Annotated in this window: 15 protein-coding genes and 1 pseudogene; 10 read left to right on the top strand and 6 right to left on the bottom strand. The window is 64.0% G+C overall.

What is annotated here, in order from left to right:
* Positions 1 to 37: 37 nt before the first annotated feature.
* Positions 38 to 1,432, bottom strand: a complete 1,395-nt coding sequence (locus B0G77_RS18640; protein WP_133663442.1) for a M20 family metallopeptidase — start codon at positions 1,430 to 1,432, stop codon at positions 38 to 40.
* 169 nt (positions 1,433 to 1,601) lie between these two features.
* Here B0G77_RS18640 and B0G77_RS44315 point away from each other — a divergent pair.
* The 4 genes and pseudogenes from B0G77_RS44315 to B0G77_RS18620 form a co-directional block, all read left to right on the top strand.
* A pseudogene (locus B0G77_RS44315) lies at positions 1,602 to 1,826 on the top strand (LysR family transcriptional regulator); the annotation flags it as partial.
* An 80-nt stretch (positions 1,827 to 1,906) separates the two neighbouring features.
* Entirely contained in the window at positions 1,907 to 3,094 is a 1,188-nt protein-coding gene (gene mnmH / locus B0G77_RS18630; RefSeq protein ID WP_133663441.1) for a tRNA 2-selenouridine(34) synthase MnmH, read from the top strand.
* Positions 3,091 to 4,143 (top strand): permease, encoded by a 1,053-nt coding sequence (locus B0G77_RS18625; protein WP_133663440.1) that lies wholly within the window; start codon positions 3,091 to 3,093, stop codon positions 4,141 to 4,143. The genes mnmH and B0G77_RS18625 overlap by 4 nt, the downstream gene beginning before the upstream one ends.
* Positions 4,144 to 4,419: 276 nt before the next feature.
* Entirely contained in the window at positions 4,420 to 4,842 is a 423-nt protein-coding gene (locus tag B0G77_RS18620) for a hypothetical protein (RefSeq protein ID WP_133663439.1), read from the top strand.
* A 54-nt stretch (positions 4,843 to 4,896) separates the two neighbouring features.
* Here the strand turns inward: B0G77_RS18620 and B0G77_RS18615 are convergent, their stop codons facing one another.
* Both B0G77_RS18615 and nodI read right to left on the bottom strand, forming a co-directional pair.
* Positions 4,897 to 5,724, bottom strand: coding sequence for an ABC transporter permease (locus tag B0G77_RS18615; protein WP_133663438.1), 828 nt, complete (start codon positions 5,722 to 5,724; stop codon positions 4,897 to 4,899).
* A gap of 86 nt (positions 5,725 to 5,810) precedes the next feature.
* Entirely contained in the window at positions 5,811 to 6,725 is a 915-nt protein-coding gene (gene nodI, locus B0G77_RS18610) for a nodulation factor ABC transporter ATP-binding protein NodI (protein ID WP_133663437.1), read from the bottom strand.
* Between the two features lie 229 nt (positions 6,726 to 6,954).
* Between nodI and B0G77_RS18605 the strand changes: the two genes are divergently transcribed.
* A complete protein-coding gene (locus B0G77_RS18605; protein WP_133663436.1) occupies positions 6,955 to 7,446 on the top strand; it encodes a universal stress protein in 492 nt (163 codons plus the stop codon).
* Positions 7,447 to 7,479: 33 nt separating this feature from the next.
* Here B0G77_RS18605 and B0G77_RS18600 read toward each other — a convergent pair whose 3' ends face one another.
* From B0G77_RS18600 to lexA, 3 genes are all read right to left on the bottom strand, one after another.
* Positions 7,480 to 8,157, bottom strand: coding sequence for a DUF2939 domain-containing protein (locus B0G77_RS18600; RefSeq protein ID WP_133663435.1), 678 nt, complete (start codon positions 8,155 to 8,157; stop codon positions 7,480 to 7,482).
* 150 nt (positions 8,158 to 8,307) lie between these two features.
* Complete coding sequence (locus tag B0G77_RS18595) at positions 8,308 to 8,658, bottom strand: hypothetical protein (protein ID WP_133663434.1); 351 nt, start codon at positions 8,656 to 8,658, stop codon at positions 8,308 to 8,310.
* Positions 8,659 to 8,677: 19 nt separating this feature from the next.
* The gene (lexA, locus tag B0G77_RS18590) at positions 8,678 to 9,328 is read right to left on the bottom strand and encodes a transcriptional repressor LexA (protein WP_133663433.1); all 651 of its coding nucleotides are present in this window, start codon (positions 9,326 to 9,328) and stop codon (positions 8,678 to 8,680) included.
* Positions 9,329 to 9,609: 281 nt separating this feature from the next.
* Here lexA and B0G77_RS18585 point away from each other — a divergent pair, with 281 nt between their 5' ends.
* Genes B0G77_RS18585 through B0G77_RS18565 form a run of 5 tightly spaced genes read left to right on the top strand, consistent with a single transcriptional unit; the run spans position 9,610 to position 14,583 of the window.
* On the top strand, positions 9,610 to 10,641 hold the full coding sequence (locus B0G77_RS18585) for a sulfate ABC transporter substrate-binding protein (protein ID WP_133663432.1): 1,032 nt from the start codon (positions 9,610 to 9,612) through the stop codon (positions 10,639 to 10,641).
* Between the two features lie 22 nt (positions 10,642 to 10,663).
* Positions 10,664 to 11,575 (top strand): sulfate ABC transporter permease subunit CysT, encoded by a 912-nt coding sequence (gene cysT / locus B0G77_RS18580; protein ID WP_133663431.1) that lies wholly within the window; start codon positions 10,664 to 10,666, stop codon positions 11,573 to 11,575.
* Positions 11,572 to 12,546 (top strand): sulfate ABC transporter permease subunit CysW, encoded by a 975-nt coding sequence (gene cysW, locus B0G77_RS18575; protein ID WP_133663430.1) that lies wholly within the window; start codon positions 11,572 to 11,574, stop codon positions 12,544 to 12,546. Before cysT ends, cysW begins: the two co-directional genes overlap by 4 nt.
* Positions 12,547 to 12,556: 10 nt before the next feature.
* Positions 12,557 to 13,615 (top strand): sulfate ABC transporter ATP-binding protein, encoded by a 1,059-nt coding sequence (locus tag B0G77_RS18570; RefSeq protein ID WP_133663429.1) that lies wholly within the window; start codon positions 12,557 to 12,559, stop codon positions 13,613 to 13,615.
* 41 nt (positions 13,616 to 13,656) lie between these two features.
* The gene (locus B0G77_RS18565) at positions 13,657 to 14,583 is read left to right on the top strand and encodes a CysB family HTH-type transcriptional regulator (RefSeq protein WP_133663428.1); all 927 of its coding nucleotides are present in this window, start codon (positions 13,657 to 13,659) and stop codon (positions 14,581 to 14,583) included.
* Positions 14,584 to 14,617: the final 34 nt, after the last annotated feature.

Genomic DNA, 14,617 nt, shown 5'->3' with positions numbered 1-14,617 from the left:
TTTTTTTATGGGCGAAGCGGAGGCGCGGGATGGGTGGTCAGGCAGCGCCGGAATGGGGCGCGCTTTCGCCCAGATCCCAGAACAGACCGGCCATGATCTGCAACCCTTCGCGCGCGACGCTGCCAAGCAGATGCTCGTTCGGTGCGTGCTGCGAACAGGCCGGGTAGGAGTGCGGGACCCAGATGGTCGGCAGACCGAGGGTGTGGGCGAACACCTCGTTAGGAAGCGTTCCGCCGAGGTTCGGCAACACGGCCGTTTTCTTGCCGGTGGTGCGTTCGAGGGAAGCGATCGCCCACGTGACCCACGGATCGTCGGGGTTCAGACGCGTCGCCGGGGCGCCGCGCTCGACGCTCACTTCGACCATCGTGTAGCCGTGCGAGTCGAGGTGCGCGCGCAGATGCCCTTCGAGATGCTCCCAGTCGGTGCCGACCACGAAGCGCAACTGGCACTGCGCGAACGCGCTGGACGGAATCGCGTTCACCGGGTTCTCGGGGTTGCCCGCCTTCATGGCGAGCACTTCGAAACTGTTCCAGCCGAACACGCGTTCGGCGGGCGTGAGGCCGGGCTCGCCCCAGTTGTCGTCGACGGCCGGATCGTTCGGGCCGCCGCCGACGGTGATGTCAGCGAGCGCCCGGCGCACGGCGTCCGGGATCGGCGGCGGACGCAGGCCATCGACGGCAATCACGCCGCGCGCATCGACAAGACTCGCGAGCGCATTGGCGAGCACCGTTGCGGGATTGCGCAGCAGACCGCCCCAGTTGCCGGAGTGGTGCGCGCCGTGGCGCAGGTTCAGTGCGAGCCGGAAATTGACCGCGCCGCGCGAGCCGAGAAAGACGGTTGGACGTGTCGCGGCGAGGCGCGGGCCGTCGGAGGCGATCAGCACATCGGCGGCGAGTTCGTCGCTGAAGCGCTGGCAGATTTCGTTGAGTCCGGGCGAACCCGTTTCTTCGCCCATCTCGATCAGCAGTTTCGCGTTGAAGCCGAGCCTGCCTTCGCGCACGGCCAGCACGCTACCGAGCGCCGCGAGATTGATCGAGTGCTGGCCTTTGTTGTCCGCCGTGCCGCGGCCATACCAGCGGTCGCCGTCGACCACGACCGCCCACGGCGTCAACGACTCGCGCCACTGGCTGTCGTAGCCGCGAACCACATCGCCGTGACCATAGATGAGCACCGTCGGCAGGTGGTCCGCTTCGTGGCGCGTCGCCAGCAGGAAGGGGCCAAAACCTTCGACGGGGTTACCGACGATGCGCGTATCGAAACCGAGTTGCCGGGCCGCGGGCACGATTTCGTCGCTCAGGTACGCGTGCAGGACGGCGGCGCGACCCGCTTCCTGACTCTCGGTGTGCACGCCGACGCGGCGGTTGAGGTCGGCGAGGAAGGCGCCCGAATCGAAATGCTGTGTCGCGTGGTCGATGGCGTGGGTGCGGCTCAAGACAGTCTCCAGTGAAAAACGGGCGAGGCGGGCGCGCCTTGTCGACATAAGGGGGCAGCGCTTGACGTTCGATCGATTCTAGAAGGCCGTTTTTGTTGCCACAATGATTGTATTTCGAACCTTGCGTTGCCAAAAAAGCAAACCACGAAGCAACCCGCGAAGCTATTGCGACGACGGTGTCGTGATGATTCGGCTGAGCAATCCGCCACTATGCCAGCGCAACATCCAGGTGCAGACGATGGCCGGCCGCGAGTTGCCCGCTTCGGTGCGGGCGTTTCTCGACCATCAGATTGCGACCATGGCGCCGCCGGTCCACGCGTCTCGCGAAAGCACGTTGGGCGCCGCGGCCTCGAGCGCCAGCGGCAGGGTGCGTGGACGGAGCCCCGTGCGATAATCCGTCCCATCCAATCTCCACGCTGGCTTCTTCTTCGATTGGCTGTTTCGTTCGGAGAAGGTCTTTCACGCGTCGCCAAATTGAAAAACCTGCTTGTACCTCTGGACCAGTTGTCGCGGTTCGACGAGATCGTCGACGTCCGTACGCCGCTCGAATTCACCGAAGACCACATACCGGGCGCGATCAATGTCCCCGTGCTCAGCAACGAAGAGCGCGTGCTCGTCGGCACGATGTACAAACAGGTTTCGCCGTTCGAGGCGACGCGCGTCGGCGCGGCGATCGTCGCGCGCAACATCGCCTGGCACCTCGAGCACACCTTCGCCGGCCGGCCGCGCAACTGGCGTCCGCTGATCTATTGCTGGCGCGGCGGCAAGCGTTCCGCCTCGATGACCATGCTGCTGAACATGATCGGCTGGCAGGCGCGGCAACTCGACGGCGGGTACAAGACGTACCGTCACTCGGTGCTGGAGAGGCTCGGCACATTGCCGGGGCAATTCGATTACATCGCGCTCGTCGGTCCTACCGGCAGCGGCAAGACGCGTCTCTTGCAGGCGCTGCGGCAGGCGGGCGCGCAGGTGCTCGATCTGGAAGAACTCGCGCGCCATCGCGGCTCGCTGCTGGGCGCGTGGCCCGGGCAGGCGCAGCCGTCGCAGAAAGCGTTCGATACGGCGCTCTTCGACGCATTGTCCCGGCTCGATGTCAGGCGCCCGGTGTTCGTCGAATCGGAGAGCCGGCGCATCGGCCGTATCACGCTGCCGCTGGCACTGCTCGACCGCTTTCATCGCGGGGCGTGCGTCGAGATCGACGCATCGCGTGAAGATCGCATTGCGTTCCTGCTGCAGGACTACGCGCACCTGTTCGACGACCCGCGGCAGTTCCAGCAGCAACTCGACCGTTTGATCGGCCTGCACAGCAAGGAGCAGGTCAGACACTGGCAGCAGTTGATCGACGACGGGGCGCGCGCCGAGTTGTCCGGTGAATTGATCGAATGCCATTACGATCCTGCGTATCAGCGCAGCAGTGGTCAGCATTTCCGCGGTCTTGCGCAGGCGCTTCGGTTCACCTTCCGGCCGAATGCGGCGGACTGCGTCGAACAGGCGAGGGTGCTGCTCGCGCAATGCGCTGAGGGCGGAGCGGCATGGATGACGCCTTCTTCTTCGTCCGCTACCCTTTCCCCTGAGGGAAGGCGCGTTGTGACGGGTGCGACGCAATCCGGACAGGCTTCCACCTCTTTCGTCACTCAGAATATCCAAGAAAGAAAATCATGAACTCCACACGCCAAACACAACCCACTTACGGCTGGCCGGTTTTCCTGCTGATTGCCGTCGTCGGGCTTTTCTATGTGAAGTGGTTTCCGTACTACAACCGCGCTTTCACCGCGGCATCGACGCACTCGATCGGAAAATCGATCCTGATGGGCACCGCGGCAAGTCCCCCTGAGCCCTCGCTGTCGGCGGCGCTCGATTACGCGTGGGCTTACGGCAAGGCAATCTGGCAGGCAATGGTGCTGGGCCTGCTGCTCGGCTCGGCCGTGCAGGCGCTGCTGCCGGCACACTGGGTGGCGAGGCTGCTCGGCAAGACAGGTTTCGGCAGCGTCGCGGCAGGCGGGCTGCTGGCGATTCCCGGCATGATGTGCACCTGCTGCGCCGCGCCGGTAGTGGTCGGGTTGCGGGCGAGGCAAGCCTCGCCCGGCGGCGCGATCGCCTTCTGGCTCGGTAACTCGGTGCTCAATCCGGCGACGCTCGTGTTCATGGGGTTCGTACTCGGCTGGAACTGGACTGCACTGCGGCTGGTACTCGGGGTGCTGATGGTGTTCGGCCTGGGCTATCTGATGAACCGCCTCGTGACCACCAGGGAATCGGAAGCCGCCGATACGCAGCTTGCGCAACTCATTGCCGAGCAGCAGACGGGCCATGCATTTGCCCGCTGGCTGCAGATTCTCGGCCGGATGGCGGTGCGCCTCATTCCGGAATACATCGTCCTCATTCTGCTGCTCGGTGCGGCGCGCGCGTGGCTGTTTCCGCATGTGGGGCCTGAGATCGGCAATCATATCGGCTGGATTGTCGCGCTGGCGGTGGCCGGGATGCTGTTCGTGATTCCGACGGCGGGCGAAGTGCCGATCATTCAGGCGATGCTGTCGCTCGGCATGGGCGTCGGTCCGGCAGGCGCGCTGCTGATGACGCTTCCACCAATCAGCGTGCCGTCGCTCGCAATGCTGACGCGCTCGTTCCGGCCCCGCGTGCTGTCGGTCGTGGCCGTGTCGGTGGTGGCTTTTGGCGTGGTCGCCGGTCTGCTGGCGATCGCACTGGGTTTTTAGGCGGCACACCCGATCGGTGCGCTTTCTCGCGCTCGCGGGTGGAATTGACGTGTTCAATCGCCAAACGCGACCTACACTGGGGGGACTGGGGGTGCGGTCTAGCCACCGCGCCCGCGCTGCCGCATTGCAGCACACCCGAATGGTAGGATTCAGTCCGCGAACGCAACCACCCATGACCGGCTGCAATCTTTTTCAACCCTCATTGGCAATTGCAATATCGGCGGCGGGCTTTCCACGACCGCACGCTGAAAAGAACGATGGAATCCAGGAAACAGAATGGCGCAACAGAAAACCAATCCGAAACTTGAACAGGCGCTGACGCGCGGGGACCTCGCTATCCGCCAGGCGAACTCGGCGCGGGCGACCGCGTTGCTGCGCGCACTGGGCAAGATGATTGTCGATGCGTCGGCGACTATTGGCGTGGAAGCGTTCACGTTGATCCCCGATGGCGATCGCATTTACGATCCGGCTGACGGGTTGTGGCCGCAGACGTTGCTCATCTCGCTCGATGGCCCGGTGGAAGCGGCCGATCCGGACGAAGTGCGCACGATCCGCCTCGTGGCGGATGATCCGGGCACGGTGTTCCGCGTCGAATGGCAACGGGCAGACGGCAAGATTGGACGTCAGGACGGCGGTCCGTTCGCCACGGTCGCGTTCATCTCGGACGTCGACATTCCGTGGACCGACGACGAAGACTGACGGACTGCCCACACGCCACATGGGCATGGCGGTCCGCGCGGTGCGCATGCCTGTTCAGCGCATCAGACGGCGACGGAACAGCACGGCCGAAATCACAAACGGCACGACCGCATAGGCCGCCAGCACGGCGACGTGCAACGCGGCATCTTCAACCGGCCTGCCGAGCATCGCGGGCCGCATCAGATCGACCGCATGCGCGAGCGGCAAAAGCAGCGTGACGGTTTGTGCGGCCGCGGGCAATTGCGTAACCGGAAAGAACACGCCTGAGAGCAGCAGCATCGGCGTGAGCACCAGCGTCTGATAGAACATGAAGAAATCGTAGGACGGCGCGAGGGCGGTCACGATCATCGTGACACTGGCGAACGCGAGTCCGGTCAGCACAATGACGGGCAGTGCGAGCAGCATCGAAGGAAAACTTGCATAACCGAGCGCGCCCGCCACCAGCATGATCGCCGCGCCGGACAGCGTCGCTTTGCTGGCGGCCCAGATCACCTCACCCAGCACGATATCGCCGAGCGTGAGCGGCGTTTGCATGATGGCTTCCCAGGTGCGCTGTACGTGCATCCGCGAAAAGCCCGAATACATCGACTCGAAACTCGCCGACATCATCACGCTCGACGCGACCGTGCCTGCCGCGAGGAACGAGATGTACGAGACACCGTCGACATGGCCGACCATCAGACCCAGTCCGAAACCGAGACCGAATAGATAGATCATCGGATCGGCGAGATTGCCGAACATCGACGCAATCGCGAGCTTGCGCCAGACCAGATAGTTGCGGCGCCAGACCGCAATCCAGTTGACCGGATTGGCCGGCAGGGCGGCAAAGCCTTCGTGCAGCCGGGAGGGTTTGCCGGGGGTATCGTAGCTGCGCGCGTCCATAGGGTCGGGTGAATCTCGTGTCTGTCGGAGGCGGGTGATCAGAAGGGGGCGCCCCTCGTTGAATGAGTCGGCTGCATCGCGCAGGCTCAGTCCTGCATCTCGCGGCCCGTGAGCCGCAGAAAAACGTCCTCAAGATTGGCGGGCCGGTGCAGACACCGCAAATCCGAGCGTTGTTTGAGCTTCGCGTGGACAGGCTGCGGATCCTCGACGTAGCAGAACAGCGTCTCTCCACTAATCTCGGTGCGCACGGCGAGCGGCGCCAGTTCGTCACGCAGGGCGACGGGATCGGGTCCGTAGATTTCGATCACATCGCAACCGATCTCCGACGCGATCAACTGATTCGGTGCACCTTCCACAATCTTGCGCCCTTCCTCGATGATGCACAGCCGGTGACACAGCCGCTCGGCTTCTTCCATGAAGTGCGTGGTGAGCAGGATCGTCTTGCCGCGCGCGAGCAGCGAGCGCAGACGCTCCCAGATCAGATGCCGGGCCTGCGGGTCGAGACCGGTGGTCGGCTCGTCCATGATCAGCACGTCGGGATCGTTGACGAGCGCCCGAGCAAGCGTCAGACGTCGTTTCATCCCACCCGACAGTTCGCCGACGCGCGCGTCCGCTTTGTTTTCGAGCCGGGCGAATTCGAGCAGCGCCGGCACCCTGTCGCGCGTTTGCGCGGCGCTCAAACCGAAATAGCGGCCAAACACGAGCAGATTTTCGCGAACGGTGAAGTCCGGATCGAGATTGTCGAACTGTGGCACGACACCGACCCGCGCTCGGGCATAACGCGCCCGCAGCGGAATCGATTCGCCGCAGAGCCTGATCGTGCCCGCATCTGGTGCGGCGATGCCAAGCAACATGCGCAGTGTCGTCGTCTTACCGGCACCGTTTGGCCCCAGCAGACCGAAGCACTCGCCGGCGCGGACGTGGAACGAAAGTCCGTCAACGACAGTCTTCTCGCCATAACGCTTCTCTACGTTCTCGAATTCAATCTCGGCTGCGGACATGGATGGGTGACTGCACGAGGTGTGCCGTAAAAAAACCGGCCGGGCTGCCCATTCTAGGGGCATTGGCTGCGTTGCGTTTGCGGCGCCCTGATGCCTGAAAGGTGCTTATTGCACTGCGGCATGCCCTCAAACGCGGTGGAGACGCACTAAGCGTTTTCCATCCCTTGCAAGCGGAATTGCGGCGCACCATGATTGAAGCGAAGCCGCATCGGGCGGTGGGGAGAAGATCATGGCGAGCTACAAAAAAATCCTGCTGTGCTACGACGGCTCGCGCGAAGGCCGCAAGGCGCTGCGCTGCGGTGCGGATCTTGCACTGGACCTGAAAGCGGAAACGCATCTGCTGTCCGTGGTCGACATGAGATCGAGCATCGCACAAAGCGCGGGCCTGCTGACCGATGTCGCGTGCGGTCGTTTCGAAGAAACAGCCCGCGAAATTCTTCAAGAAGGCGTGAACTGGTTGACCGAGCGCGGCGTACAGGCTCATGGTCACTTTGCGTTTGGTCATCCGATCGACGAAATCGCCAATCTCGCGAACGAACTGCAAGTGGACCTCGTGGTGGTGGGCCATCGTTGCCGTACAGGACTTTCGCGATGGTGGATGGGTGCGGGCAATACGCCGCTTCTCGACCGGGTCTCCTGCAGCATTCTGGTGGCCTGTTCCTCAGCCGCCGAACAGAAACAGGAGGCCGCCGCTGCAGCCTCGACGACTACAGCGGCCTGATGTCACGCTGAGTAACATCAGTTACGTATAGCGTCAGCCATTCAGATCAACGGCTGACAGCTTCCATGAAAACAGACCGTCGCGGCGCAGGATGGCCGAATAACGCGTATCGCCGATACCGTGCTGATACGTAACGACGAACTCGTTGATCCCGCGATAACCCGCAGTGGTCTGCGGGGGCTGCAGCGGGGTCGGCTGTTCTGAAGAAGACGATGCGGTGGGCGGCGCAGGCGACGGTGCTTGCGTTGCGCTCGCCGTTCCTGCTGAGCCTGCCGATCCAGACGGCTCATTCGATGCCGCCGATGGTGGCTGCGGTGGTCGCTCGCCGGGCTCGCCGCGCGGCGGCATGCCGTTCAGCAGGGCCGCGACGCCATCCGGCGTTGCATAGGCATCCACCAGCGGACCGATCAAGGCTACTCCTATCATTGCCCCGATGGCGGCCAACGGATTCCCGCTGTGCTGCCCGTCGAGACGCCGCACGAGCAAGCCGGTCACCTGTTGTTTCAGACTGTCGCGTAGAGCCGGGAAGTCGACATATTCGTTGACCGTTTCCGCATCGCGCGCGTCGGCTGCGCGCTTGAGACGGTTGAGCGCGATATACGGCGAGGCATAGCCATATATCAGCGCTGCCACAACCACGACCACAAGGGCCGCAATCGCCAGCGACCGAAAAGGACGGTGCTTCTTCTTTGGAGGTGCTGAAACAGCCATGGAGGGTGAGCCTCTGTCAGATGTGATCTAACGTTGACCGCAACCATGTGGAAACGATCCCCTGAGCCGCAAGTCGGGCCGGGACACGGCGCGGTCGCAGCGCATCTGCGGCGCAATCGCCTCAGGCCCACGGGTCATCGGAACAGCCCATCACTCGAACAGTGCGCCTTGCACGCCAGCCCGCTCTTCAGCGATGCAGTGGTCGATCATGCGGCAGACCGCATCCACTGTACCCACCATGATGAGCCGCGACGACCCATGATAGACGCGCACCGGTGCGCGTCTTGCGGGTTCCGCGTTAAGTCCGGAATTCAGCGATACCCGCGCGAAGGCCGGCAGCGCGGACGGCAGGGGCGAAGCACCGGACGCCCCGGCTGTCGCGTCGCGCCCGAAGAGCGACGGCGTGGCAATCGCCTCGAGTGGTGCGCATGGGACGATATTGCGCAGATGACGCAGACGGCCGAACTGGCGAAACGGGATCAGGCGGGCAAGGCGTTCCATGAGACTCTCCTGGCGAGATTCAGAATTCGGTCGGGCGAATCAGCCCAACCGCAATGCCTTCGAGCGCAAATTCGGCGCTGCCGGCCTGTACAAAGATGTTTTCGTAGTCCGGGTTCTCGGCGATCAGCTCGATGCCGTCCGGCCGGCGCTTCAGCCGCTTCACCGTGACATCGTCGCCGAGCCGCGCGACGATGATCTGGCCGTCTTTCGCTTCGCTCTTCTTTTGAACGGCCAGCAGATCGCCGTCGAAGATGCCCGCGTCCCGCATCGACAGCCCACGTACCTTCAGCAGGTAATCCGGTTTGCTCGAGAAGAGCGCCGGGTCGCACGCGTAGTGTTGCGAGATGTGCTCCTGAGCCAGGATCGGGCTGCCGGCCGCCACCCGGCCGATCAGCGGCAGCGACAGCTGCATGATGCTCGCGTGCGGAAGTGTGAACTGATAGGGGCTGTCGTCTGAGCCGGACAGCAGCCTGATACCGCGCGAAGCGCCCGCGGCCAGTTCGATCACGCCCTTGCGCGCCAGTGCGCGCAGATGCTCTTCCGCCGAGTTGGCCGAGCTGAAACCGAGTTCGCCGGCAATTTCTGCGCGGGTGGGCGGAAAGCCCGTGCGCTCGATGGCCCGGCGAATCAGATCGAAAACCTGCTGCTGTCGTGCGGTGAGTTTGGTCATGGCGCCACTGTATGGATAGACAGGTGACTGTATTTTTATACAGTATCCGGCGCATTTCAAGCTTTACTTTAGGTTCGGTTCCGGCGGTGTCGTTGCAACGCTGGTTTCGGACATCGTCACACACGTTTTCGTGCTGGAACGCCACGCCTGTCCGTTGTTAGCACTTTTTCGTATTAAAAAATGAAGAACGATTATTTTTAATAATGAAGGCCGTTCGATAGACTGCGCCGCAATCGATGCAAACCAACGCTGCATCAATACAAAGAACACGGAGAAAGCGGATGTTCGGAAATTCGGGGCTGACAGGCAGGACGCGCAACGTCATCACGGCACTTGCGCTGGGCATCTCGGCGGCGGGTTTCGCCGGCCATGCGCGGGCGGATGCAACGCTCCTCAATGTGTCGTACGACCCGACGCGCGAGCTGTATCAGGATGTCAATCAGGCGTTTGGCAAGGAATGGAAGGCAAAGACCGGTGAATCGGTCACCTTCAGGCAGTCGCACGGCGGCTCGGGCGCGCAGGCGCGTTCGGTGCTGGACGGTCTGCAGGCGGACGTCGTGACGCTCGCGCTCGCCTATGACATCGACGCGCTCGCCGGCAAGGGTCTCATCGACAGGGGCTGGCAGAAACGTCTGCCGGATAACGCGTCGCCGTACACGTCGACCATCGTGTTTCTCGTGCGCAAGGGCAACCCGAAGCACATCAGGGACTGGGACGACCTGATCAAGCCGGGCGTGTCGATCGTGACACCGAACCCGAAAACCTCCGGCGGCGCCCGCTGGAACTACCTGGCCGCGTGGGCCTACGCCGCCCATCTGCCGGGCGGCAACGACCAGAAGGCGAAGGAATTCGTCGGCAAGCTTTACAGGAATGCAGGCGTACTCGATTCGGGTGCCCGGGGCGCGACGACCAGCTTCGTGCAGCGCGACATCGGCGACGTGCTGATTGCGTGGGAAAACGAGGCGTTTCTGTCGCTGAAGGAATTCGGCCCGGACCGGTTCGAGATCGTCGTGCCTTCGGCGAGCATCCTGGCCGAACCGCCGGTTGCCGTGGTGGACAAGGTGGTCGACAAACACGGCACGCGCAGGCTCGCCGAGGCGTACCTGAACTTCCTCTATAGCGACGAAGGCCAGGAGATCGCGGCGAAGAACTTCTACCGTCCGCGTTCGAACAGGGTGCCGGCCGCGCTCACCTCGAAGTTTCCGAAGCTCAGGCTGTACACGGTCGACGACAGCTTCGGCGGCTGGGCGAACGCGCAGAAGACACACTTCGCGGATGGCGGCATCTTCGATTCGATCTACCAGCCGCAGTAATCGAGTAACAAGGGCATTCAGCATGACGACGTTGACCTTCCGCAAGCCGGGCGCGTTACCCGGCTTCGGCCTGACACTCGGCATCACGGTGGCGTATCTGAGCCTCGTGGTGCTGATCCCGCTGGCGGCGACCTTCCTGAAGACCGCCACCCTCGACTGGGAGCAGTTCGTGCGCGCCGTGACGTCGCCACGTGTGCTCGCCTCGTACCGGCTGACGTTCGTCGCCGCGTTCGGCGGCGCCTTGATCAACGCCGTATTCGGCTTTCTCCTCGCCTGGGTGCTGGTGCGCTACCGGTTTCCGTTCAGGCGCATCGTCGATGCGGTCGTCGATCTGCCATTCGCGCTGCCGACCTCGGTCGCGGGCATTTCGCTCGCCGCCGTGTACGCCGGCAACGGCTGGCTCGGACAGCTGCTCGTGCCGCTCGGCATCAAGGTCGCGTTCACCCCTTTCGGTGTGCTGCTGGCGCTGACGTTTATCGGCCTGCCGTTCGTCGTGCGCACCGTGCAGCCGGTGCTCGAAGACTTCGAGCGCGAGCAGGAAGAGGCGGCCGCGTGCCTGGGCGCATCGCGCTGGCTGACGTTCCGGCGCGTCGTGCTGCCGTCGGTGCTGCCCGCGCTGCTGACCGGCTTCGCACTGGCCTTCGCCCGCGCGCTCGGCGAATACGGCTCGGTGATCTTCATCGCGGGCAACGTGCCGATGAAGTCCGAAATCACCTCGCTGCTGATCATCACGAAGCTCGAACAGTATGACTACGCGGGCGCCACGGCGCTGGCGGTGGTGATGCTGGTGGTGTCCTTCTTCATGCTGCTGACGGTCAACACGCTGCAGTGGTATCTGCAGCGGCGTACGGGGCGCGGCGCATCCGGCGCGGTGCCGCCGGCCACGGGCATCGGCAGCGCGGGTGCCGTCGCGATCGGCGGAGGCGCACAATGAGCCGCACCCCTGCCACCCCTGCCACGCTCGCCTCGACGCCGCGCAACAGCGGCACCGCCGTTCACCGTCCCGACCCGGTGACCGAGCCGCGCGCGGTGCGCTGGCTGCTGACCGGCATCGCGCTGCTGTTCCTGGCGCTGTTTCTCGTCGTGCCGCTCGCTGCGGTGTTCTATCAGGCGCTCAGCAAGGGCATCGGCTTTTATTTCGAATCGCTCGCCGATCCCGACGCGCTGTCGGCGATCAGGCTCACGCTGGTCACCGCGGCCATCGCCGTGCCGCTGAACCTCGTGTTCGGACTCGCGGCGTCGTGGTGCATCGCGAAGTTCGAATTCCGCGGCAAGGCGCTGCTGACGACCCTGATCGATCTGCCGTTCTCGGTGTCGCCCGTCATCTCGGGCCTGATCTATGTGCTGATGTTCGGCGCGCAGGGCTGGTTCGGTCCGTGGCTCGAAGCGCACAACCTGCAGATCATCTTCGCGGTGCCGGGCATCGTGCTCGCGACGGTGTTCGTCACGTTTCCGTTCGTCGCGCGCGAACTGATTCCGCTGATGCAGGCGCAGGGCAACGACGAGGAAGAAGCCGCGCATGTGCTCGGTGCGTCGGGCTGGCAGGTTTTTCGCCGCGTCACCTTGCCCAACGTGAAGTGGGGTCTGCTGTACGGCGTGATTCTCTGCAATGCGCGCGCGATGGGCGAGTTCGGCGCGGTGTCGGTGGTGTCCGGGCATATTCGCGGCCAGACCGACACGATGCCGCTGCACGTCGAGATCCTCTACAACGAATACAACTTTTCCGCGGCGTTTGCGGTGGCCTCCGTGCTGGCGCTGCTGGCGCTGCTCACGCTGGCGCTCAAGCTGCTCGCGGAACGTCATATGTCGGCGGAGCTGGCCAGCGCGCGGGATCTTCCTGCGCACTCCGGTCCTGTCACCCAGTCGCCGGCGCCGTCGCGGGTGGCCGGCCAGCCGGTTCAGTAAGGAGCAGTCCATGGGCATCACCGTTCGTCACCTGCGCAAGCGCTTCGGCGATTTCACCGCGCTCGATAACGTCTCGCTCGACTTTCCGCCGGGCGAGCTCGTTGCCCTGCTCGGGCCTTCCGGGTGCGGCAAGACGACCCTCCTGCGCGTGATCGCGGGCCTCGACCATGCGGATGCCGGCCAGGTCGTGCTGCAGGGCCAGGACGTCGCGCAGGTGGGCGCGCGTGAGCGGCAGGTGGGCTTCGTGTTCCAGCATTACGCGCTGTTCCGTCATATGACGGTGTTCGAGAATGTCGCGTTCGGCCTGCGTGTGAAGCCGCGCCGGCAGCGGCCTTCGGAAGCGGTGATCCGCGAGAAGGTGCATGAACTGCTGCAGCTCGTGCAGCTCGACTGGCTCGCGCAACGCTTTCCGTCGGAGCTCTCGGGCGGCCAGCGGCAACGCATCGCGCTGGCCCGCGCGCTCGCCGTCGAGCCGAAAGTGTTGCTGCTCGACGAACCGTTCGGCGCACTCGACGCGAAGGTGCGCAAGGAGCTGCGCAGCTGGCTGCGGCGTCTGCACGACGACCTGCATATCTCAACGATCTTCGTCACGCATGACCAGGAAGAAGCGCTGGAAGTCGCCGACCGCATCGTCGTGCTCAATCGCGGACACGTGGAGCAGGTCGGCAGTTCGCAGGAGATGTACGATCATCCGCAGACGTCGTTCGTCTATGAATTCCTCGGCGCGGCCAACCGTCTGCAGGGCAAGGTGGATCGCCGCGGTTTCGTGGTCGACGGGGCGGCGCTGCCGGTGCCGATCGAGGCGGGCTTCGAAGGCCCCGCGTTTGCGTATGTGCGGCCGCACGATCTGCAACTGTATCCGCAGACCGACAGCCATCGCGATGGCATCGGGGTGGGCGTGCGGCGCGTGGTCACGCTGGGCGGCTCGGTGCGGGTCGAGCTCGAAGGCCGCGAAGGCACCGTGCTCGAAGCCGAACTCGATCGCGAAGCATGGCGCGATCTGCGTCTTGCCGTCGGCGACGGTGTGACCGCCGTGCCGCGGGCGTTGCGCGTGTTTCCGGCGCATTGACCATTGCATAATCTAACTTCGGCTGAACCGGAGACATACAGATGAACTTTCAGCAACTACGTTTTGTGCGTGAGGCCGTGCGCCAGAACATGAACCTGACCGAAGTGGCGAACGTGCTGTACACGTCGCAGTCGGGTGTGTCGAAACAGATCAAGGACCTCGAGGACGAACTCGGCGTCGATATCTTCATTCGTCGCGGCAAGCGGCTGACGGGTTTGACCGAGCCTGGCAAGGCGGTGCATCAGTTGATCGAGCGGATGCTGCTCGATGCGGAAAACCTGCGCCGCGTTGCCCGTCAGTACGCCGACCAGGACAGCGGCCACCTCGTCGTCGCTACGACCCACACCCAGGCGCGCTACGCGCTGCCCAAGGTGATCCGCCAGTTCACCGAGGTGTTCCCGAAGGTGCATCTCGCGCTGCGCCAGGGCAGTCCGCAGCAGATTGCGCAGATGATCATCAATGGCGAGGCGGACATCGGCATCTCGACCGAGGCGCTCGACCGCTATCCCGACATCGTCACGTTCCCGTGCTATTCGTGGCATCACGTAGTGGTGGTGCCGAAGGATCACCCACTGGTGGGCCGGCCCAATCTCACGCTCGATGAGGTTGCCGAGTATCCGATCGTCACGTACGACCAGGACTTCACGGGCCGCTCGCATATCGACCAGGCGTTCGCGAAAGCCGGTGCCTTGCCCGACGTGGTGCTGACCGCCATCGACGCTGACGTGATCAAGACCTACGTCGAACTCGGCATGGGGATCGGCGTGGTCGCGGCGATGGCTTACGACCCGAAGCGCGACACCGAACTCGTCGCGCTCGACACGCAGCATCTGTTCGAAGCGAGCACGACGCGCGTCGGTCTGCGCAAGGGCGCGTTCCTGCGCGCCTACGCTTACCGGCTGCTCGAGATGTTCGCGCCGCAACTGAACGAAGCGGAAATCGCTGCGCAGTTGCGCGAAGCAGCCTGAAGTCGCGCGGCGCAGCGTGACGGTGCGCGATGCA

Origin of the sequence: Paraburkholderia sp. BL10I2N1 (genome assembly GCF_004361815.1) — a bacterium.
GTDB lineage: Bacteria > Pseudomonadota > Gammaproteobacteria > Burkholderiales > Burkholderiaceae > Paraburkholderia.
The sequence above is the reverse complement of the archived record's forward strand: the minus strand, read 5'-3'. Positions and strand labels throughout refer to the sequence as shown.

Coding starts and splice junctions, on each gene's coding strand:
- B0G77_RS18625 (WP_133663440.1), top strand. CDS start 3,091: ATGAACTCCACACGCCAAACACAACCCACTTACGGCTGGCCGGTTTTC.
- cysT (WP_133663431.1), top strand. CDS start 10,664: ATGACGACGTTGACCTTCCGCAAGCCGGGCGCGTTACCCGGCTTCGGC.
- nodI (WP_133663437.1), bottom strand. CDS start 6,725: ATGTCCGCAGCCGAGATTGAATTCGAGAACGTAGAGAAGCGTTATGGC.
- B0G77_RS18615 (WP_133663438.1), bottom strand. CDS start 5,724: ATGGACGCGCGCAGCTACGATACCCCCGGCAAACCCTCCCGGCTGCAC.
- B0G77_RS18595 (WP_133663434.1), bottom strand. CDS start 8,658: ATGGAACGCCTTGCCCGCCTGATCCCGTTTCGCCAGTTCGGCCGTCTG.
- B0G77_RS18620 (WP_133663439.1), top strand. CDS start 4,420: ATGGCGCAACAGAAAACCAATCCGAAACTTGAACAGGCGCTGACGCGC.
- B0G77_RS18570 (WP_133663429.1), top strand. CDS start 12,557: ATGGGCATCACCGTTCGTCACCTGCGCAAGCGCTTCGGCGATTTCACC.
- cysW (WP_133663430.1), top strand. CDS start 11,572: ATGAGCCGCACCCCTGCCACCCCTGCCACGCTCGCCTCGACGCCGCGC.
- lexA (WP_133663433.1), bottom strand. CDS start 9,328: ATGACCAAACTCACCGCACGACAGCAGCAGGTTTTCGATCTGATTCGC.
- B0G77_RS18605 (WP_133663436.1), top strand. CDS start 6,955: ATGGCGAGCTACAAAAAAATCCTGCTGTGCTACGACGGCTCGCGCGAA.
- B0G77_RS18585 (WP_133663432.1), top strand. CDS start 9,610: ATGTTCGGAAATTCGGGGCTGACAGGCAGGACGCGCAACGTCATCACG.
- B0G77_RS18600 (WP_133663435.1), bottom strand. CDS start 8,157: ATGGCTGTTTCAGCACCTCCAAAGAAGAAGCACCGTCCTTTTCGGTCG.
- B0G77_RS18565 (WP_133663428.1), top strand. CDS start 13,657: ATGAACTTTCAGCAACTACGTTTTGTGCGTGAGGCCGTGCGCCAGAAC.